The 20,384-nt window shown below is 63.1% G+C and carries 19 protein-coding genes; 16 read left to right on the top strand and 3 right to left on the bottom strand.

What is annotated here, in order from left to right; all coding sequences use genetic code 11:
- Positions 1–6: 6 nt before the first annotated feature.
- The gene (locus tag EOD29_RS01520) at positions 7–1,836 is read right to left on the bottom strand and encodes an ATP-binding protein (protein WP_095824891.1); all 1,830 of its coding nucleotides are present in this window, start codon (positions 1,834–1,836) and stop codon (positions 7–9) included.
- A gap of 152 nt (positions 1,837–1,988) precedes the next feature.
- Here EOD29_RS01520 and EOD29_RS01515 point away from each other — a divergent pair, with 152 nt between their 5' ends.
- The 3 genes from EOD29_RS01515 to EOD29_RS01505 are packed head-to-tail and all read left to right on the top strand — an operon-like array spanning position 1,989 to position 3,445.
- Positions 1,989–2,555 carry an XRE family transcriptional regulator gene (locus EOD29_RS01515; RefSeq protein ID WP_067323226.1) on the top strand — a complete coding sequence of 189 codons (567 nt, stop codon included), beginning with the start codon at positions 1,989–1,991 and terminating at the stop codon, positions 2,553–2,555.
- 4 nt (positions 2,556–2,559) lie between these two features.
- On the top strand, positions 2,560–2,868 hold the full coding sequence (locus tag EOD29_RS01510) for a hypothetical protein (RefSeq protein WP_127245771.1): 309 nt from the start codon (positions 2,560–2,562) through the stop codon (positions 2,866–2,868).
- A gap of 37 nt (positions 2,869–2,905) precedes the next feature.
- Positions 2,906–3,445, top strand: coding sequence for a GNAT family N-acetyltransferase (locus tag EOD29_RS01505; RefSeq protein ID WP_127245770.1), 540 nt, complete (start codon positions 2,906–2,908; stop codon positions 3,443–3,445).
- Here the strand turns inward: EOD29_RS01505 and EOD29_RS01500 are convergent.
- The gene (locus EOD29_RS01500; RefSeq protein ID WP_164763695.1) at positions 3,437–4,297 is read right to left on the bottom strand and encodes a LysR family transcriptional regulator; all 861 of its coding nucleotides are present in this window, start codon (positions 4,295–4,297) and stop codon (positions 3,437–3,439) included. The two genes, EOD29_RS01505 and EOD29_RS01500, sit on opposite strands and share 9 nt — an antisense overlap.
- Positions 4,298–4,431: 134 nt before the next feature.
- Here EOD29_RS01500 and EOD29_RS01495 point away from each other — a divergent pair, with 134 nt between their 5' ends.
- From EOD29_RS01495 to EOD29_RS01445, 11 genes are all read left to right on the top strand, one after another.
- A complete protein-coding gene (locus tag EOD29_RS01495) occupies positions 4,432–5,583 on the top strand; it encodes a gamma-butyrobetaine dioxygenase (protein ID WP_127245768.1) in 1,152 nt (383 codons plus the stop codon).
- On the top strand, positions 5,580–6,170 hold the full coding sequence (locus EOD29_RS01490) for an HD domain-containing protein (RefSeq protein ID WP_127216096.1): 591 nt from the start codon (positions 5,580–5,582) through the stop codon (positions 6,168–6,170). The genes EOD29_RS01495 and EOD29_RS01490 overlap by 4 nt, the downstream gene beginning before the upstream one ends.
- 383 nt (positions 6,171–6,553) lie before the next feature.
- Entirely contained in the window at positions 6,554–8,335 is a 1,782-nt protein-coding gene (locus EOD29_RS01485) for an acetolactate synthase 3 large subunit (RefSeq protein WP_127241708.1), read from the top strand.
- A gap of 76 nt (positions 8,336–8,411) precedes the next feature.
- A complete protein-coding gene (gene ilvN / locus EOD29_RS01480) occupies positions 8,412–8,984 on the top strand; it encodes an acetolactate synthase small subunit (RefSeq protein WP_059185300.1) in 573 nt (190 codons plus the stop codon).
- Between the two features lie 123 nt (positions 8,985–9,107).
- Positions 9,108–9,704 carry a LysE family translocator gene (locus EOD29_RS01475; protein WP_095825021.1) on the top strand — a complete coding sequence of 199 codons (597 nt, stop codon included), beginning with the start codon at positions 9,108–9,110 and terminating at the stop codon, positions 9,702–9,704.
- Between the two features lie 192 nt (positions 9,705–9,896).
- Positions 9,897–11,168 (top strand): efflux RND transporter periplasmic adaptor subunit, encoded by a 1,272-nt coding sequence (locus EOD29_RS01470; RefSeq protein WP_127245767.1) that lies wholly within the window; start codon positions 9,897–9,899, stop codon positions 11,166–11,168.
- On the top strand, positions 11,165–14,323 hold the full coding sequence (locus tag EOD29_RS01465; protein ID WP_127245766.1) for an efflux RND transporter permease subunit: 3,159 nt from the start codon (positions 11,165–11,167) through the stop codon (positions 14,321–14,323). The genes EOD29_RS01470 and EOD29_RS01465 overlap by 4 nt, the downstream gene beginning before the upstream one ends.
- Positions 14,324–14,388: 65 nt before the next feature.
- Positions 14,389–14,994, top strand: coding sequence for a nitrile hydratase subunit alpha (gene nthA / locus EOD29_RS01460; RefSeq protein WP_067323251.1), 606 nt, complete (start codon positions 14,389–14,391; stop codon positions 14,992–14,994).
- The gene (nthB, locus tag EOD29_RS01455; RefSeq protein ID WP_095783766.1) at positions 14,991–15,650 is read left to right on the top strand and encodes a nitrile hydratase subunit beta; all 660 of its coding nucleotides are present in this window, start codon (positions 14,991–14,993) and stop codon (positions 15,648–15,650) included. Before nthA ends, nthB begins: the two co-directional genes overlap by 4 nt.
- Positions 15,637–15,987 (top strand): nitrile hydratase accessory protein, encoded by a 351-nt coding sequence (locus EOD29_RS01450; protein ID WP_127245765.1) that lies wholly within the window; start codon positions 15,637–15,639, stop codon positions 15,985–15,987. The genes nthB and EOD29_RS01450 overlap by 14 nt, the downstream gene beginning before the upstream one ends.
- Positions 15,988–16,130: 143 nt before the next feature.
- Complete coding sequence (locus tag EOD29_RS01445; protein ID WP_095783855.1) at positions 16,131–17,258, top strand: ATP-dependent RecD-like DNA helicase; 1,128 nt, start codon at positions 16,131–16,133, stop codon at positions 17,256–17,258.
- Positions 17,259–17,363: 105 nt separating this feature from the next.
- Here EOD29_RS01445 and EOD29_RS01440 read toward each other — a convergent pair whose 3' ends face one another.
- Complete coding sequence (locus EOD29_RS01440; RefSeq protein ID WP_306462631.1) at positions 17,364–17,897, bottom strand: STAS/SEC14 domain-containing protein; 534 nt, start codon at positions 17,895–17,897, stop codon at positions 17,364–17,366.
- On the opposite strand from EOD29_RS01440, the gene EOD29_RS01435 reads away from it, so the two are divergent.
- Both EOD29_RS01435 and EOD29_RS01430 read left to right on the top strand, forming a co-directional pair.
- Positions 17,875–18,615 (top strand): pyridoxine 5'-phosphate synthase, encoded by a 741-nt coding sequence (locus tag EOD29_RS01435; protein WP_095832122.1) that lies wholly within the window; start codon positions 17,875–17,877, stop codon positions 18,613–18,615. The genes EOD29_RS01440 and EOD29_RS01435 overlap by 23 nt on opposite strands.
- A gap of 83 nt (positions 18,616–18,698) precedes the next feature.
- The coding region (locus tag EOD29_RS01430) for a potassium transporter Kup (protein ID WP_164763679.1) at positions 18,699–20,384 on the top strand (1,686 nt) is incomplete at its 3' end.

Below are 20,384 nucleotides of genomic sequence, written 5' to 3'. Positions count from 1 at the left end.
GAACGATTAGTCGTTCTGCTGGCGCATGCCGAAGGTCGAGGGCCTCAGGCCGTAACGCATGTCGAAATCGTCGTCCGGTTGCACGCGCGGCGCCGATGGCTTGCGGTAGTCGGGGTCGCCAGCCTGGCGCCCGGTATCGACGGCTTCGGCGAACGCTATCGACTGCTGCGGTTTCGGCACGTTGCGCAGACGCTCGACAATTCCGGCGAGATCGACATCGTCGCCGGAATCCGCGGGCAAGGCCTGCTCCCGCTTCGCTGTGCCGGGAATGAATTCCTGGGACAGTTTCTCGAATTTGAGCCGCATGGTCGTCGCCACGCCTTCGCCGAAGGCAATGGCTTCGCGCTGGCCCATGGAGGACAGGAACGCGAGCGTCGAGGCCGAGGAATCGGCGATCGCCGAGCGGATGATCGCCTGGTCCTGCTCGTTGGCGAGCCGCATGGCGAAGAAAGTCGAGCATTGCGACAGGATGGTCGGATCGAGCTCGCCTGGACGCTGGGTCACAACGCCGAGATAGCAGCCATATTTGCGGCCTTCCTTGGCGATGCGCGACAAAGCGTGCCTGGTCGGCGCGAAGCCGAGACGCGGATCGGCAGGCATGTAGCGGTGCGCTTCCTCGCAAAGCAGGAGCAGCCGCAGCCGGCCCTCGCTCCAGAGCGCAAGGTCGAAGGCGAGGCGCGCCAGCACCGAGCAGACCGAATTGACGACTTCGGACGGCATGCCCGCCATCTCGAAGCAGGTCACCGGACGTCCATGGTTCGGTACGCGGAAGATGTTGCCGATCGTCTCGTGGATGGTGTCCTCGATCAGCCGCGAATTAAACATGAAACGGTAGCGCGGGTCGGAAGCGGCCGATTCGATGCGCGTCCTCAACGACTTCAGTGTCGGCCGATCGTTCTTGCTTTCGAGCAGACCCATGCGCTCGTCGATCTGCTTGAGCAGATCGGCGATGCGGTAAGGCACCGGCGTGTCCGCCGTCAGCGCATCGCTGCCGCGCCTGATATACGAGCCGGAGCTCGGGTTGCGATAGAGGTTCTTGGCGGCCGGGATGAGGTCGCGCAGGACGTCGACTTCCTCCGGAACGGTCTCGCGACCGCGAAACAGAACTTCGGCGAATTCTTCCAGTCTGAACATCCAGAACGGCAGGTCGAGCGTCTTGGAATCAACCTTCACGCAGTATTCCGGAAGCGAGGCGGCAAACTCGTTGTGCGGGTCGAGGATCAGCACGCGCAGATCGGGCCGCGCCTCGATCGATTTGCGCAACAGCAGCGAGACAGCCGTGGATTTGCCGACGCCGGTCGTGCCGACAATGGCGAAATGGCGCGCCAGCGTGTCGTCGACAGCGATGTTGGCGTCGATCGCCTCGTCCTGGGACAGCGTGCCGATGGTGATCGAATGGCGGCCGGCGAGATCGTAGACGGCCTGCAGGTCGCGGCTGCGGATACGGTGGGCAACCGCGCCGATATGCGGATAGGTGGTGATTCCGCGGTCGAAGACCGGTTTGGCGCTGGGCTCGGCTCCGTCGCGCACCTCGCCGATCAGTTCGATGCTGACCTCGATTGCGTTCTGGCCCTCATTGCTCCAGGCGCGGTCAGACTTGCCGATCGCATAGACAAGGCCAACGGTTCGCGTCGCGCCAAGGTTGATGGAAATCATCTTGCCGACGGTCCACAGGCCGGTCACCGTGCCTTCGGCATCTTCGGCATAGGCGCTGATGGTAGCGCGCGCACCGTCGCATTGCACGACGTTGCCCAGGATGCGCTTGTCGCTCTGCTGGGCGTCGCGGCGCTCCTGCGAGGTCGGCTCCCCAATGGAGGCTTCGCGTTCAACAAACATCGGTTACCTGTCCCATTCCCCTCGAGGTCAAAGCTATCCCAATCGGGGTTAAAGCCGCGTGAGGTCGGATGGTGTAGGGCCCGTTAAACCACTCGCGAAAATGCGATCGACCAGCCTCTTCCTTCATCCCGGAATTTCGATATATTGGATGAATGACTGATATATCGAACGACATCACGTCCACGATCGGCAGGCGGATACGCTCCGAGCGTGATTTGCGGGGATGGTCGCTGGCCGAGTTGGCCGAGCGTTCCGACGTTTCCAAGGCGATGCTGAGCGCCATGGAGCGCGGCATGACAAGTCCGACCGCGGCGCTCCTCGTGCGCATCGCGTCGGCTTTCGGCATGACGCTCTCGACGCTGATTGCCCGCGCCGAAATGCAGGGCGGCAGCGTGTCCCGCAAGGACGAGCAGCCGGTCTGGCAGGATCCGGCGACCGGCTATGTGCGACGCCATCTGTCGCCTGCAACGCAAATGCCGCTCGAGCTGATCCGGGTCAGCCTGCCGGCAGGCGCCAAGGTCGATTTCCCGGCAGCGTCCTATGCCTTCATCAAGCAGCAGATCTGGCTGATCGGCGGCCGCCTGGACTTCACCGAAGGCAATGTCGTGCACAGGCTGGAGCCGGGCGACTGCCTGGCGCTCGGAGCCCCGTCGGACTGCACCTTCCACGCTCCGGGACCGGAAGCCGCCGAGTATCTGGTGGCGCTGGTCCGGGGCTGATCGCATGGCACGCCGGCCTGAACGGTCCCACAATGGCGGGCCGCCTCTCGACGACTACGAAGGTCCGCCCTGGGGCAAGGGCGACCCCTACATCTTTCTTGCCTGGCGCACCGCCCACGACAAAGCCTGGAAGGCGCCGAGCCATGCCGTCATGCTGATGCGGCTGGAAAAGGCCGAGCGGCTTGGGCTCAGCTATGAGGAATACACGCTCGAGATCCTGGAGCGCGGGCGGCACCTCAGCGAGGACGATGCCGAGCGGATCGCGGAAATCCGAAGGGCGCGCCGCCGAAGTCGGAGCAGTCATTTCGCATGACCGCGGCCCGACACCTTATCACCTGGAGACCCCCGACATGAATCCCCTTGAAATCAGGGCGTTGAACGACGACGCAAAAACCAGCGGGATGCTCGCCGACCTGCTGATCGAGACAGTCGCCGCCGGCGGATCGGTAAGCTTCATGCATCCCTTGTCTCCCGATGCGGCCCATGAGTTCTGGCGCAAATCGCTCGCTGCCGCGGCGCGCGGAGAACGGGCGGTGCTGGGCGCATGGGATGGCAAGACGCTTGCCGGCACCGTCTCACTGCTTCTCGACTGCCCGCCCAACCAACCGCACCGCGCCGAGATTGCCAAGCTGATGACCCGCCTCGACTGTCGCGGCAAAGGTATTGCCACCGGCCTGATGCGGGCCGCCGAGGAACTGGCGGTCAAGAAAGGGCGCACCCTGCTGGTGTTGGACACAGCAAGCGAAGAGGGGGCCGGCGGCCTTTACGAAAAACTCGACTTCTCGCTGACCGGCGAGATTCCGGACTATGCGCTAAAACCCCATGGTGGGCTCACCGGCACGCTCATCTATTGGAAGCGGATAGGGGAGCCAGCCCGGGCGCTATCCTGAAATGCTGGCGAGACGCGACAAAAGCCAGCGGCGAAAATCCTGTTCGGCGCCGGACAGCCGCGATGACGATGGCCATGTCAGGAAGTGACCCGATGGGCTCGAGAGCTCGAAATCGGAAAGCCTGACAAGGAGATTGTCCTTTAGCGCGGCCTCGATGAGCGGCCGCGAGCCCAGCAGCGCTCCGGCGCCGGACTTCGCCGCCTCCATCGCGGCGACAAAACTGTCGAAGCGATGCGAGCGTTGGGAGTGGCCGGCAAGGCCGGAGGCTGCGAACCACTCCGCCCACATCTCGCGCGCGCCCGCCACCAACAGCAGCGGCAGCGATGTCCATTCGGCATTTCCGGCCAAGATCGGCGCAGCGACCGGAACGAGCCGCTCGACCGTCAGCCGGTCGGCGTCGCGCCCGGAAAACGAACCGTTGCCGAAGCGGATGTCGAGCGTCGAGCCTGCCTCGTCGTAGTCCGTCGGCCGATGGATGGTCACCAGATCGAGCCTGATCCACGGCAGCGCCTTTGCGAGATCAGGAAGAGCCGGGACCAGCACCAGCAGCGCGAAAGAAATCGGAACGCGAAGGGTGACGGTCTGCAAAACGCGTGGCTCGAACAACTCGTTCGTGCTGCTGCCGATGATCGCGAACGCCGACTGGATGTGGGGAAGATAGGCGGCGCCCTGCGGCGACAACGCCACGCCGCGTGCCAGCCGCGCGAACAGTCGCGTCTTGAGACGCTCTTCCAGAAAGCGGATGTGCTGGCTGACGGCGGCTTGCGTGAGCCCGAGCTCGGCGGCAGCGGCGGTGAAATTCGACAGGCGCGCAGCCGCTTCGAAACTGCGTAGCCAGTCGAGCGGAGGCATGGGATCGGCAGCTTTTCCAGTCATTAGGTTTTTGGCAGCATCGGCTGAAAAACAATAACTTGATTTATGCCTTCGGCAAAGACAGCATGCAATCGGTACCGCGGCGACGGCCCGAAGACGGGAGTTTCAGAAACGTGCTGACGAGAGCAACCCTTGTCGACGAAGGACGGACGATCGCGCTTGGCTGGGACGACGGAACACGCAGCCGATTCCATGCCATGTGGCTGCGCGACAACGCACTGGACGACAGGACGCGCAGCGCCGGCAACGGCCAGCGGCTGATCACCATCCTGGACATTCCGGCCGAGACACGGATCGGAGAGGCCTCGATCAAGGGCGAGGCGCTGGTGGTCACGTTCGTGCCTGAAGACAAGACCGTCAGCTTTCCCGCAAGCTGGCTTCGCGCCCATACTTACGACCGCGAAGAAAATCGGCAGCCCGGCTGGACCGGCAGCGACATTCGGCGGTGGACCAAGGCCACGATGCAGAGTTCGGTGCCGCGCGCGGCCTATAGTGAGGCGCGGCACGACACGAATGTTCTGCGGCAATGGCTGACGGCGGTACGGAGCTTTGGCTTTGCCGTCATGGACGGTCTGCCGGCAGAATCCGGGGCATTATGCAATGTGGCCGATCTCTTCGGATATATCAGGGAAACCAATTACGGGCGCTGGTTCGAGGTGCGCGCCGAGGTCAATCCGAACAATCTTGCCTACACCAACCTTGGCCTGCAGGCGCATACCGACAATCCCTACCGCGACCCGGTGCCGACGCTGCAGATCCTGGCCTGCATCGAGAATACGGTGGAAGGCGGCGAATCCAGCGTCGTCGACGGGTTCGCGGTGGCGGCCGCGCTGCAGGCGGAGAATTCGAACGGCTTCCGGTTGCTTTCCTCCTATCCGGCGCGCTTCGAATATGCCGGCTCATCGGGCGTGCGGCTGCAGTCCAAGCGCCCGATGATCGAGCTCGGACCGGATGGCGAGCTCATCTGCGTGCGCTTCAACAACCGCTCGCTGGCGCCGACCATCGACGTGCCGTTCGCCGAAATGGACGCATATTACGCCGCCTATCGCCGGTTCGCCGAACTGATCGAGGATCCGGCCTTCGAGGTAACCTTCAAGCTCGAGGCGGGCCAGTCCTTCATCGTCGACAACACGCGCGTCATGCATGCGCGCAAGGCCTTTTCCGGCAGCGGCAAGCGCTGGCTGCAGGGCTGCTACACCGACAAGGACGGCCTGCTGTCGACGCTGGCGGCAATCGAACACGATGTCAGAGAGGCGGCCGAATGAAATCGAATGAACTGAACACCGGCAACATCGTCGAGTTCATCGCCGAAATTTTCGAGCGTCGCGGCGCGGAATCCTATCTCGGCGAGCCGGTCACCATGTCCGAGCATATGCTGCAGGGCGCGTGGCTAGCCGAGCAGGATGGCGCGCCGGAGGAGCTTGTGGCTGCGGCGCTGCTGCACGACATCGGCCACTACACCAGCGAGTTCGGCACCTATTCGCCCGACGACGTCGAGGACAAGCACCACGACGAGGCGGGTGGCGAGGTGCTGGCGCCGTTCTTTCCGCCGGTCATCGTCGAATGCGTCAGGCTGCATGTTGCGGCCAAGCGTTATCTCTGCGCCACCGATCCGAGCTATTTCGGCAAGCTGTCGCCGGCCTCGGTCCATACGCTGTCGCTGCAGGGCGGGCCGATGAGCGCGGAGGAGGTGGCGGAGTTCCGCAGCAATCCATTCCATCAGGAAGCCGTGCGTGTGCGCATCTGGGACGAGGGTGGCAAGGTCGCCAACATGAAGACGCGCGCCTTTCGCGACTACGTGCCGCTGCTGGAGCGGGTGGTGAAAAAGTTCGCGGCCCGAAGCGCGACGTGATCACCGGCGCCGCCCCACCCGGCACACTTGCCTACAATAGTGCGCCGTTTCTCGGCAACATCATGCGTCTCGACATACCCGGCAAAATGCGTTGGCGGCAACCAGGCAAGGGGTGTGGTGCTGGCGGCCTGAACAATCCGCGCCGCTGAACAATGGGACCGACAGATTGCCCGTTGACAGCGGCGCGGAACCGACCTTATTGTCCGCGCCCATGAAAACAGCACTCATTCTCGTAGGCTGGCGCGTGGGCAAGGCGGTGTAACCGCCGGGCGAAAACCTCCCATGCGCATCCCACAGGCTCCCTCGGGGGCCTTTTTTATTGCCCAAAACCCAACTAAACGACCAGCAAATCGCCAGATGGCGAACAGTACGGGACCAGACCGATGAGCAACGGACATAACGAGCGGCGCGAAATGACGGGCGCCGAAATGGTGGTGCAGGCGCTGAAGGACAACGGCGTCAAGCATGTCTTCGGCTATCCGGGCGGCGCGGTCCTTCCGATCTATGACGAGATCTTCCAGCAGGATGAGGTCGAGCACATTCTGGTCAGGCACGAGCAGGGTGCCGGCCATGCCGCCGAAGGTTATGCGCGTTCGACCGGCAAGGCCGGCGTGCTGCTGGTCACGTCCGGCCCCGGGGCCACCAATGCGGTGACGCCGCTGCAGGACGCGCTGATGGATTCCATTCCGCTGGTCTGTCTCACCGGTCAGGTGCCGACTTCGCTGATCGGCTCCGACGCCTTCCAGGAATGCGACACCGTCGGCATCACGCGCCCCTGCACCAAGCACAATTGGCTGGTGAAAGACGTCAACGAGCTCGCCGCCACCATCCATGAAGCCTTCCATGTCGCGACTACCGGGCGGCCGGGCCCGGTCGTGGTCGACATTCCGAAGGATGTGCAGTTCGCCAAGGGCATCTACGTGCCGCCGCAAACGGCGCCGCGCACCAGCTATCAGCCGAAGGTCCAGGGCGATCTTGAGAAGGTGAAGGCCGCCGTCGAATTGATGGCCGGCGCGAAGAGGCCGATCATCTACAGCGGCGGCGGCGTCATCAATTCAGGTCCGGAAGCCAGCCATCTGCTGCGCGAGCTGGTCGATCTCACCGGCTTCCCGATCACCTCGACGCTGATGGGCCTCGGTGCCTATCCGGCTTCGGGCAAGAACTGGATCGGCATGCTCGGCATGCATGGCACCTACGAAGCCAACATGGCCATGCATGATTGCGACGTGATGATCTGCATCGGCGCGCGCTTCGACGACCGCATCACCGGCCGGCTGACCGCGTTCTCGCCGAACTCGAAGAAGATCCATATCGACATCGATCCGTCCTCGATCAACAAGAATGTCCATGCCGATGTGCCGATCCTGGGCGATGTCGGCCGCGTGCTGGAGGATCTGGTGCGGCTGTGGCGGGCGACTGCCAAGGCCGACAAGAAGGCGCTCTATCCATGGTGGGAGCAGATCGCGAAATGGCGCGCGCGGGACTCGCTCGCCTATAGGATGAACAACGACGTGATCATGCCGCAATACGCGATCCAGCGGCTCTATGCGCTGACCAAGGATATGGACACCTACATCACCACCGAAGTCGGCCAGCACCAGATGTGGGCGGCGCAGCACTATCACTTCGACAAGCCCAACCGCTGGATGACCTCGGGCGGCCTGGGCACGATGGGATATGGCCTGCCGGCGGCGCTCGGCGTGCAGATCGCACATCCGAATGCGCTGGTCATCGACATCGCCGGCGACGCTTCGGTGCAGATGACGATGCAGGAGATGAGCTCGGCCGTGCAGTACGACGCGCCGATCAAGATCTTCATCCTCAACAACCAGTATATGGGCATGGTGCGCCAGTGGCAGCAGCTGTTGCACGGCAACCGGCTGTCGCATTCCTACACCGAGGCGATGCCGGATTTCGTCAAGCTGGCGGACGCCTATGGCGGCCATGGCATACGCTGCGACAAGCCGGACGAGTTGGATGACGCGATCCGCGAGATGATTTCGGTGACGAAGCCGGTGCTATTCGACTGCCGCGTGGCGACTCTCGCCAACTGCTTCCCGATGATTCCGTCCGGCAAGGCGCACAACGAGATGCTCCTGCCTGACGAGGCGACCGACGAGGCGGTGGCCAACGCCATCGACGCCAAGGGCAGGGAACTGGTGTAGCGGCAGGCAGCGTCTGCGGCGGAAGCCGTGTGGAAACATAGAATTAGCGCCAAAGTTTGAAATCGAGATTCACGTCATGAACGCACAGCTCCAGCCGACCGGCTCCGCCTACTTCATCGCCAAGGAAACCGAAAAGCCGGAAACGCACACGCTTTCCGTGCTGGTCGACAACGAACCGGGGGTGCTTGCCCGCGTCATCGGCTTGTTCTCGGGGCGCGGTTACAACATCGAAAGCCTCACGGTGTCCGAGACCGAGCACGAGAAGCATTTGTCGCGCATCACCATCGTGACGCGCGGCACGCCGCATGTGCTGGAGCAGATCAAGCACCAGCTCGAGCGGATCGTGCCGGTGCACCGCGTGGTCGATCTCACCGTGCGCTCGCACGAACTCGGCCAGGAGCGGCCGCTGGAGCGCGAGCTTGCGCTCGTCAAGGTCGCCGGCACCGGCGACGCCCGCGTCGAGGCGCTGCGGCTGGCCGATGCCTTCCGCGCGTCGGTCATCGACGCCAACACCGAGCATTTCATCTTCGAGATCACCGGCAAGGGTTCCAAGCTCGACCAGTTCATTGCCATCATGAAGCCGCTCGGCCTGGTCGAGATCTGCCGCACCGGTGTCGCAGCCATGAACCGTGGCCCGCAGGGGATGTAGGCGCGCCACCCACCGCTCCGACTGCTTCAAATTCTCCTTGCTGGTCCGGCAGTCGCCCGTCCGTGGCTTTTGCGCGCCTGCCGGAAAAGGACAATATAGCTGACCTATCCGCGGGAGGATATGATGTCCGTCAACGCGTTCCTTGCACTCCTGGTCTATGCCTTCGTGACGTCGATCACGCCGGGGCCGAACAATCTCATGCTGCTGGCCTCCGGCGTCAATTTCGGCATCCTCAGAACGGTTCCGCATATGCTCGGCATCAGCATCGGTTTTCTGGTTCTGCTGCTGGCCGTCGGCTTCGGACTCGGCGCGGTGCTGACAGCGTTTCCGGTGCTGCATATGGCGCTGAAAATCGCCGGCGCCGCCTATTTGCTCTATCTTGCCTGGAAGATCGGCATGTCGCGCTCGATGGGTGGCAAGGACGGGGCGAAGGCGCGTCCGATGCGCTTCATCGATGCCGCCGCGTTCCAATGGGTCAACCCGAAGGCGTGGGTGATGGCGATCACTGCCATGGCCGTCTACACCAATCCGGATCATCCGTTCGTCTCGGTGGCGCTGATTTCAATCGCCTTCACCATCGTCAACCTGCCCAGCGTTTCGGTGTGGGCCGGGTTCGGCACCGCGCTGCGCGGCTTCCTTTCGGATCCCATGCGGCTGAAATGGTTCAACATAGGAATGGGTCTGCTGCTCGCAGCGACGCTCTGGCCGATGCTGCGTTAAGGGATCGCCACGGCACGTTAGCCGGCTGCACAACAATTGTGCAGTGCATATTAAATCTTCGTAATCCCGCGTTTTGGCCCTTTTCCGCCAAAGCCTTGTCCTATCTATTCGGCGAAATTCGCGGCAACGGCCGTGAAATGAGCTGAGAATAGACCACCGGTTTCGGCGTGTCGGATAGAGGGCCAGTTGTCGATGCGCGGAAAAATCGCCTTCACAGTCGTTGCTCTGGCCTGCCTTGCAGGTGTCGGCCTTTATCTGTCGCCCGCTACGATGGGCAGGGTGCAGCAGCTGATCTCCGGCCAGCAGGCCGACACAGCCGGCGCCGACACGACCAAGGCATCGGGCAGCCAGAAGGGCGGCGCTGGCGGCGCGCGTTCCGCCTCGATCGTTTCGGCAACTGCGACGACCGCCGATTTTCCGATCCGTCGCTACGCCATCGGCTTCGTCTCCTCACCGTCGGTGGTCAGCGTAAATGCCCGTGTCTCCAGCCAGATCGTGTCGATCGCGGTGAAGGACGGGCAAATGGTCAAGGCCGGCGACCTTCTCTTCTCGCTCGATGACCGCGCACTGAAGGCGCAGCTTGCCAAGGATCAGGCGACGCTCGTCAAGGACCAGGCCCTGCTGGTGAGCGCCACGGCGGATCTTCAGCGCGCCAAGGACCTTGTCGCCAAGCAGGCTGGCACGCAGCAGACTTACGACCAGGCACTGGCGGCGCAGAAGGCCGCGGCCGCCACCATCGATGCCGACAAGGCGACGATCGACGCCGATACGGTCCAGTTAAGCTACGCGACCATCAGCGCGCCCATCTCAGGCAGGCTGGGGGCGGTCAATGTCTCGGTCGGGGATCTCGTCACCACCAGCAACGGCTCAAGCACCACGACGCCGCTTGTGACCATCACACAGATGGACCCGCTGCAGGTGAATTTCACTCTGCCGGAAAGCAACCTTGCTTTATTGCACAAGGCGTTGGCGAGCCCACAGCAAGGCGACGTGACGCTGACCAAGGACGGCGATCCGACGCCGATCGGCAAGGGCACGCTCGATTTCGTCGATTCCAGCGTCGACACCGCCTCCGGCACCATCGCCACGCGGGCGAGCATACCGAACTCCGATCTTTCGCTTTGGCCGGGGCAGTATGTGAACGTCATCCTTGATGCCGGCACGATGCCGCAAATGACCTCGGTGCCGACGGTCGCGGTGCAGCCGAGCCAGAAAGGTCCCTTCGTCTATGTGGTCAAGCCGGACAACACGGTCGAGATGCGGCCGGTGCAGGTGGCGCTGACGGAGGGCGATAACAGCGCCATCAGCCAAGGCCTCAAGGGCGGCGAGAAAGTGGTGGTCGAAGGCCAGACAAGGCTAAAGGACGGCGCGACGGTGCACGAAGGCAAGACAGCGAGCAACAGTGGCGATCAAAATTCGCCTAAGGTCGCACAAGCCGACAAGGCCGGCGAGGCCCGCCCATGATTTCCGAATTCTGCATACGAAAGCCCGTCGCCACGCTGCTGATGTCGTTCGCCCTCGTGCTGGGCGGACTGTTCGCTTACAAGTTCCTGCCGGTTGCCGCGCTGCCCAGCGCGGAGTTCCCGGTGGTGAATGTCTCGGCCCAACTGGCCGGCGCTTCGCCGGAGACCATGGCGACCTCGGTCGCGACGCCGCTGATCAAGCAGTTCGCAACCATTGCCGGCATCGATTCGATTTCGACCACCAACTCGCTGGGCCAGACCTCGATCGCCATCCAGTTCGTGCTCAACCGCGACATCGACGCGGCTGCCGCGGACGTTCAGGCAGCCATTGCGCGCACGCAAAAATCGCTGCCGCCGCAAATGACGGCGCCGCCAAGCTATCGCAAGGTCAATCCGGCCGATGCGCCGATTCTTCTGATGTCGCTGGTCAGCGACACCGTTCCACTCACCGACCTCGACGCCTTCGCCGAAAACGTCATCTCGCCCTCGCTATCGACCATCGATGGCGTTGCGCAGGTTTCGATCTACGGACAGCAAAAATATGCGGTGCGCATCCAGATCGATCCGACCGCGCTCGCCGCGCGCGGCATCTCGATCGACCAGTTGCAGACGGCCGTGGCCTCGGCCAACAGCAACACCCCGCTCGGCGTGCTGCAGAACGACAAGCAGCAGCTGACGATCACGGCCAACACTCAGTTGATGAACGCCGCCGATTTTTCAAACATTATCATCGCCACCAAGAACGGCCATCCGGTGCGGCTGGGCGAGGTCACGCGCGTCATCGACTCGGTCGAAACCACGACGACGGCGAGTTGGTATGACGGCACGCGCGCCATTATCATGGCCGTGCAGCGTCAGCCCGACGCCAATACGGTCGACGTCGTCGACAAGGTCAAGGCGATGCTGCCGTCCTTCCAGGACCAGATGCCGGCTGCCGCGAGCATCAAACTGCTCAACGACCGATCCACCTCGATCCGCCAGGCCGTCGACGACGTGCAGTTCACGCTGCTCCTGACCATCGCGTTGGTGGTGATGGTGATCTTCGTGTTCCTGCGCCGCGTCACGGCAACGATCATCCCGGCGGTGGCCGTGCCGATTTCGCTGATCGCCACACTCGGCGCGATGTTCCTGTTCGGCTTTTCGATCGACAACATATCTCTGATGGGTCTGACGCTGGCCGTCGGCCTCGTCGTCGACGACGCGATCGTCATGCTCGAAAACATCTTCCGCCACATGGAGGAGGACGGGCTGTCGGCTTTCGACGCCGCGCTCAAGGGCGCGCGTGAGATCGGCTTCACCATCATATCGATTTCGATTTCGCTGGTGGCGGTGTTCATCCCCGTGCTTCTGATGGGCGGCGTCATCGGCCGTATCTTCAACGAATTCGCCGTCGTGGTAACGGTCGCCATCCTGGCGTCGATGTTCGTGTCGCTGACCCTGACCCCGATGCTGTGCTCGCGGCTTTTGTCGGTGACCAAGGCCGATCGCGAGGCGCATGCCGACGGTCACAGACATGATCTCATCACGCGTGGCTATGACTGGATCCTGAGCTTCTGCCTGCGCCACACCTTCCTGGTGTTCCTGGTCTTCGTCGGCACCGCGGCGGCCTCCGTCTGGCTGATCCAGGTTTCGCCGAAGGGCTTCTTCCCGCAAGAAGACATAGGCCAGATCTCGGTAACCACCATCGCCCGCCAGGACATCTCCTTCGACGCGATGACGAAGCTGCAGAGCCAGGTCGCCGACGTCTTCTCGCATTCGACTTACGTCGATCACGTCGCCTGGTCGGTGGGCAGCGGCAATAATGCGCTCAATCAGGGACAGTTGTTCGTGCAACTGAAGGACAAGGACAAGCGTCCCGACATAGAGAAGGTGCTTTCCGATTTGAGGCGGCAGCTGTCCGGCGTCGCCGGCATCGAAACCTATATGCAACCGGTGCAGAACCTCAGGCTCGGCTCGCGGTCCTCGGCCAGCGCCTATCAGTTGGTCGTCCAAGGCCTCGATAACGGCGCGACGGACGCCTGGGCGCAGAAATTGAACGACGCCATGGCCGCCGATCATAAATTCTTCACCGACGTCACAAGTGATTTGCAGAACAACGCGCTGCAGGCGTCGCTGGTCGTCGATCGCGACAAGGCCGCTCAGCTCGGCATCGACACGGACACGCTGCGCTCCGCCCTCTATGGCGGCTTCGGCACCGATCAGGTCTCAACCATTTTCGGCTCGGCCGACAGTTACGAAGTCATCACCGAGCTCGATCCGAAGATCGAGTGGTCGCCGGAGCGCATGCTGGCCATTCAGGTGAGAACGGGAAGCGGCAGCCTCGTTCCTCTCGGTGCCTTCGCCCGGGTCGATCGCACAGCCGGCGCTTTGACGGTCAACCAGCTTGGCCAGTTGCCGGCGGTGACGATCTCCTACAACCTGCCGCAGGGTGTCTCGCTCGGCGACACGGTGACCCGCATCAACCAGCTCAAGGACCAGATCGGCATGCCGCAGGCAATCGGCACCACCTTCGCCGGCACGGCCAAGACGTTCCAGGATTCGCTTGCCAACCAAGGGCTGCTGATCGGGGGCGCGATCCTCACGATCTACATCGTGCTCGGGATGCTCTACGAGAGCTTCATTCATCCGCTGACCATTCTGACGGGCCTGCCATCGGCGGTACTGGGCGCGGTGGTTGCATTGCGGCTCTTCGGCATGGACCTGTCGGTCATAGCCGTGATCGGCATCCTGATGCTGATCGGCATCGTCAAGAAAAACGGCATCATGATGATCGACGTGGCGCTGGAGTTGAGGCGCGAAGGGATGTCGGCGCTGGACTCCATTCACAAGGCCTGCCTGATGCGTTTCCGGCCGATCATGATGACGACGCTGGCGGCCTTGATGGGCACGTTCCCGATCGCGCTCGGCACCGGCGCCAGCGCCGAGCTGCGCCAGCCGCTCGGCGTTGCCGTGGTCGGCGGCCTGCTCGCATCCCAGGCGCTGACCCTGTTCGTCACGCCGGTCATCTATGTCTATTTCGAGCATTTCTCCGGCTGGCTGCTCAGCTTCTCCTCGAAGAAGAGCCGGCCGGAGTTGCATGCGGTCGAGCCGGTCGAGCAGCCCTCGCTCTTTGACCCCGGAGAAAATGCCGAACCGAGAAAGTTGGCCGCCGAATAGGCGGCCCGGCTCTGGCCCAAGTTGCCGAGCTTGCGGGGGCGTGCGCACGATCGTAACCTTGCGCCATGTCCCATGATCACGACCACGACAACGAGCTCGATCCGTTTGCGGCGCGCGTGCGCGCATTGGAAACGATCCTTACCGAGAAGGGCCTGATCGATCCGGCGGCCATCGACGTCATCGTCGATACCTACGAGACGAAAATCGGCCCACGCAACGGCGCCAGGGTGGTGGCGAAGGCCTGGAACGATCCGGCCTATGCCGAATGGCTGAAGCGCGACGCGACGGCGGCAATTGCCTCGCTCGGCTATACCGGGCGCCAGGGCGAGCACATGCAGGCGGTGTTCAACACGCACGAGACGCACAACCTCGTCGTCTGCACGCTCTGCTCCTGCTATCCGTGGTCCGTGCTCGGCCTGCCGCCGGTCTGGTACAAGGCGCCGCCCTATCGTTCGCGGGCTGTTATCGATCCGCGCGGCGTGCTGGAAGAATTCGGGCTAACCTTGCCCGCGGGCAGGAAAATCCGCGTCTGGGATTCGACGGCCGAGCTTCGCTATCTGGTGGTGCCGATGCGGCCGAAAGGCACCGAGGGCTGGAGCGAGGAGCAACTCGCCGGCCTGGTCAGCCGCGATTCGATGATCGGCACTGCGCTGGCGAAGGAGCCGGCATGAACGGGCCGCAAGATCTCGGCGGGCAGATGGGGTTCGGGCCGGTCGCGCCCGAGACGGACGAGCCTTACTTCCATGCTGCCTGGGAGCGGCGGGCGCTTGGCGTCACGCTCACTGCCGGCGCCATGGGTGCCTGGAACATCGACGAGAGCCGGCATGCGCGAGAGTCGCTGCATCCCGCCGATTATTATTCGTCGAGCTATTACCAGATCTGGATCCAGGCGCTTGAGGTACTCCTGAAGCGCCATGGCTTCGTGACGGAACGCGACCTTGCCGCCGGCAAGGCTGTCGATCCGGCGTCGACACCCAAACGCGTGCTGAAGGCTGCCGATGTGCCTGCCGTGCTCGCCAAAGGTGGGCCTTGCGACCGTCCCGTGGCTGCGCCGGCGCGCTTCCAGGCGGGCGACCGCGTGCGGACGAAGAATTTCAGTCCGACCGGCCATACGCGCCTGCCGCGCTACGCGCGCGGCAAGAACGGAAGGATCGAGGCCGTTCGCGATGGCTTCGTGTTCCCGGACAGCAACGCGCATGGCAAGGGCGAGAACCCGCAATGGGTCTACACCGTGGTTTTCGACGGCGCCGAGATCTGGGGCGAGGGCGCCGACCCGACGCTTGAGGTCTCGATCGATGCCTGGGAGAGCTACCTTGAGCCCGCATGAGACCGAACTGCCGGGCGGCTTCGACGATCCGGTGTTCGCCGAACCGTGGCAGGCGGAGGCTTTCGCCATCACGGTCGCGCTGCACGACAGCGGCTTGTTTTCGTGGAACGAATGGGCGGACGCCCTGTCCGCCGAAGTGAAGAAGCCGGACGCCGCGAGGGACGGCCACGACTATTACGAGCACTGGCTGTCGGCGCTGGAAAAATTGCTGGCGATCAAGGGCGTCGCCGGCAAGCACGAGATCGATGCGCTCGCGGCCGCCTGGGAGCGTGCCGCCCACGCCACGCCGCACGGCAAGCCGATCCTGCTGGAGAATGATCCCGGAGCCCACCGGTAGCCCGGACTCAAACTTCGTTCCCTTTACGTTCTTGTTTGCGCCTGATAGCGTGCCGAGCTGATAATGAATGAGACCGTCGCCGACGACGCCGGTGATGGCACGCCAACCTTGTGTTTCGCTCGCGAATCCGGTCTGTCGAACTGATGGAATTCTCTCCCCAACAGGACGAGGCTTTGAAGGCGGTCGGCCGCTGGCTGAAGGACGGGCGGCCGCAGATCTTCCGCCTGTTCGGCTATGCCGGCACCGGCAAGACGACGCTTGCGCGCTATTTCGCCGAGCACGTCGACGGGCAGGTGCAATTCGCGGCCTTCACCGGCAAGGCTGCCCAGGTGCTGCGCTCCAAGGGAGCGACCAACGCCCGCACCATCCATTCGCTGATCTACAGGCCGAAGGGCGAGGAATCGGTCGAGGACCAGGTGACCGGCAAGACGTCGATGTCGCCGACCTTTTCACTCAACCGGCAAAGTCCGATCGCGCGCGCCAAGCTCGTCGTCATCGACGAATGTTCGATGGTCGACGAGCAACTCGGCCGCGACCTGCAGAGCTTCGGCACGCCGATCCTAGTGCTCGGTGATCCGGCGCAGTTGCCGCCGATCTCGGGCGGCGGCTTCTTCACCGAGCACGAGCCGGATGTGCTGCTCACCGAGATCCATCGCCAGGCGCGCGACAACCCGATCATCCGGCTGGCGCTCGACGTGCGCGAAGGCCGCGAGTTCATGCATGGCGACTACGGCACGGCGCAGGTGATCGGCAGGGAAGGGGTCACGCAGGATCTGGTGATGAAAGCCGATCAGGTACTGGTCGGCACCAACCGCACGCGGCGGCGCTACAACCAGCGCCTGCGCGAGCTGAAGGGCTTTTCCGCCGATTATCCGCAGGCCGGCGACAAGCTGGTCTGCCTGCGCAACGATCCGGCCAAGGGGCTGCTCAACGGATCGCTGTGGAAAGTGATGACCTCGTCGCGCGAGACGGTGAAGCCTGGCATCAACCTGCTGGTCTCGCCGGAGGAGGACGATCCCGACCGCGGCGTTGCCAAGATCAAGCTGCTGAAGGCAGCGTTCGAGGATCCGGATGCCGAGATTCCATGGCAGCAGAAGAAGCGATTCGACGATTTCGACTACGGCTATGCGCTGACCGCGCACAAGGCGCAGGGCTCGCAGTGGAATGACGTCGTGCTGTTCGACGAGAGCTGGGCCTTCAAGGAGACCCGGCAACGCTGGCTCTATACGGCCATCACGCGTGCGGCCGAGCGGCTGACGATCGTGCGATAGAGCGGTTCACCGGGTCAGGAAACGGTAAACCCCTCTAGCTCGTTGCTTTGGCGCAATTCCGAACGGAAAGCCGTTCTCACCTTTCCTGGAAATGCTCCAGTCCGCTTATTCCGCGGGCCTCGCATCGAGCCATTGCCAGGCCGCGGCTTCGTCCTGACTGGGGAAATGCCGGAATTCGAACGGCAGAACCTTCGGAAAGAAGTCGCCGACAAGCGATGCCCAGCGCGGTTCGCCGATAGCTGCGCAACGGACGACATGCTCCAGCGCGTCGGCCACACCTTGCTGCAGCGTCTCTTGCGAGATGTTGGCCCAATCGACGCTCTCCTCGTCAGTCAGCCGCACCAGCACGTCGATCCTCGGGTGCAGGGCATAGGCAGCTTCCAGCAGGCCGAACAGGTTTTCCGCATCCGCCGGCGAGACATCGCCGACGACGTCGATGGCAAAAAGCGCGTCACGGTTGGTTTCAATGCGGCGTATCGCCGGCACCGCCTCGAGGAAATTCACTGGCAAATCCTTGTGTTGGCCATCAGCTAGTCTCTGGAACACCGGAAACCCACTATCTGTTCCCTGCAAAGGCGCTATAGATGCCCGCCAAAACCAAGCTGGATGCCAATTCATGCCTGCAAAGCTTTCGGTCAACCTCAACGCTGTCGCCATGCTGCGCAACCGCCGCGACCTGCCGTGGCCGAGCGTCACGGGGCTGGGGCGCATCGCTCTTGCCGCCGGCGCGCATGGGTTGACCGTCCATCCACGTCCCGATGAGCGGCATACGAGACATTCCGACCTGCCGGAGATCAGGGCGCTGCTCGACGATGAGTTCCCCAAGACGGAATTCAACATCGAGGGCTATCCGACAGAGGATTTCCTGGCGCTTGTCGAGAAGAACCAGCCGGAGCAGGTGACACTGGTGCCCGACGATCCGGCGCAGGCGACGTCGGACCACGGCTGGAACTTCGTCGCGCAGGCCGCGTTCCTGACACCGATCGTCAAGCGGCTGAAGAAGGGCGGATTTCGCGTGTCGCTGTTTTCCGACGCCGATGCGGCCGGCGTGAATGCCGCGCGCGATACCGGCGCCGACCGGATCGAACTCTATACCGGGCCGTATGGCGGTTACCATTCCGATTCCGCCAAGGCAGCCAAGGAATTGGAAAGACTGGGAAAAACCGCGGACGCGGCACTCGCGGCGGGGCTCCAGGTCAATGCCGGCCACGATTTGACCGTGAACAATCTGCCGGCATTGATCAAACGCATCCCCGCATTGGCCGAAGTATCGATCGGACATGGGTTGACAGCGGATGCGCTGGAGTATGGCATGGCCGGCACGGTTGGGCGGTTCTTGAAGGCCTGCGGATGGTAGGGCGAGGATGCCTTGCGTAGCTCCGGCGTGTTCCGCGCTTTGCGGCAGCCTCGGAGCGTGGCGAATCTGATGAAGTGGGGTTCATGGTGCTAGCCAACGCCAGCGAAACAGAATCCCTCGAACCTTCGGGCCATGCCGAAACCGAGCGGCAGCACAGCACCAAGGTTCTGATGCTCGGCGCGCTCGGCGTCGTCTACGGCGATATCGGCACGAGCCCGATCTACGCCTTTCGAGAGGCTCTCCATGCTTCAGGGGGAGTGGTTGCCCGCAACGATGTGCTCGGCGTGCTGTCGCTGATCGTCTGGGCGCTCACCATCATCGTCACGATCAAATATGTCGCCTTCGTGCTGAGGGCCGACAATAAGGGCGAGGGCGGCACGCTGTCGCTGATGGCGCTGGCAAGGAGCGCCTATCCGCAGGGCTCCAGCCTGATCCTCGTGATCGGCCTCTGCGGCGCGGCCCTCTTCTTCGGCGATTCGATCATCACGCCGGCGATCTCCGTGCTTTCGGCGGTTGAAGGCCTGGAAGTCATCACGCCGGCGCTCGATGCCTATGTCGTTCCGATCACGCTGGTGATTCTGGCGGTGCTTTTCGCCGTGCAGCGTTTCGGCACGGGCAAGGTGGCGGCAGTGTTTGGACCCATCACGGCGACATGGTTCGTGGCGATCGGCGTTGCCGGCCTCTATCACATCGTCGACGACTGGTCCGTCCTGTTGGCTATAAACCCCTACTATGCGGTCTATTTCCTGGCCACCACGCCGACGGGCGCCTTCGTCACCGTCGGCGCGGTTTTCCTCGCGGTCACCGGCGCCGAGGCGCTCTATGTCGACCTTGGCCATTTCGGCCGCAAGCCAATCGTGCTGGCCTGGTTTTCCATCGTTTTCCCTTGCCTGCTCCTCAACTATTTCGGGCAGGGCGCCTTCGTGCTCTCGCACGGCGGCAAGCCGACCAACCCGTTCTTCCAGATGCTTCCCGAATGGGGGCTGATGCCGATGGTCGCCCTGGCAACGGCGGCGACGGTCATCGCCAGCCAGGCGGTGATCTCCGGCGCCTTCTCGCTGACCAGACAGGCGGTGCAGCTCAATCTTCTGCCGCGCATCGAGGTGCAGCACACATCCGAGATGCAAAGCGGCCAGATCTATATGCCGAGGGTCAATCTGCTGGTCGCGCTCGGCGTGATGCTTCTGGTCGTCGGCTTTGGCAACTCGAGCGCGCTCGCCTCCGCCTATGGCATTTCGGTGACCGGTGAGATGCTGATGACGACGATCCTCTTGTTTGTCGTCATGCGCTGGCTCTGGAAATGGCAGCTGGCGCTCGCATTGGCGCTGGCGCTGCTCTTCGGCGTCATCGACCTCGGCTTCTTCTCGGCCAATGTCGTCAAGATGGTCGAAGGCGGTTGGGTGTCGATCACTGTCGCTTTGATCATGGGGCTGATCATGTGGACTTGGATTCGCGGCACCCGCTACCTATTCGACAAGACGCGCCGCAACGAAATCCCGCTCGACTTTCTGGCGATGAACCTCCTCAAGAAGAAGCCGCAGCTGGTGTCCGGCACCGCCGTGTTCTTGACCAGCGATCCGCTGAGCGCGCCGACCGCGCTCATGCACAGCCTTAAGCACTACAAGGTGCTGCACGAAAAGAACGTCATTCTTTCGGTGGTGACCGCGCCGCAGCCGGTGGTGCCGGACAACGAGCGGGTGAAGATGGAGACGGTCAACGAGCTGTTCATGCGGGTCACGCTGACCTTCGGCTACATGGAGCAGCCGAAC

Source organism: Mesorhizobium sp. M1A.T.Ca.IN.004.03.1.1 (genome assembly GCF_003997555.1).
In the GTDB taxonomy this organism is placed as follows: domain Bacteria; phylum Pseudomonadota; class Alphaproteobacteria; order Rhizobiales; family Rhizobiaceae; genus Mesorhizobium.
Note: the sequence above shows the minus strand (reverse complement) of the source record. Positions and strands in the feature narration are given on the sequence as shown.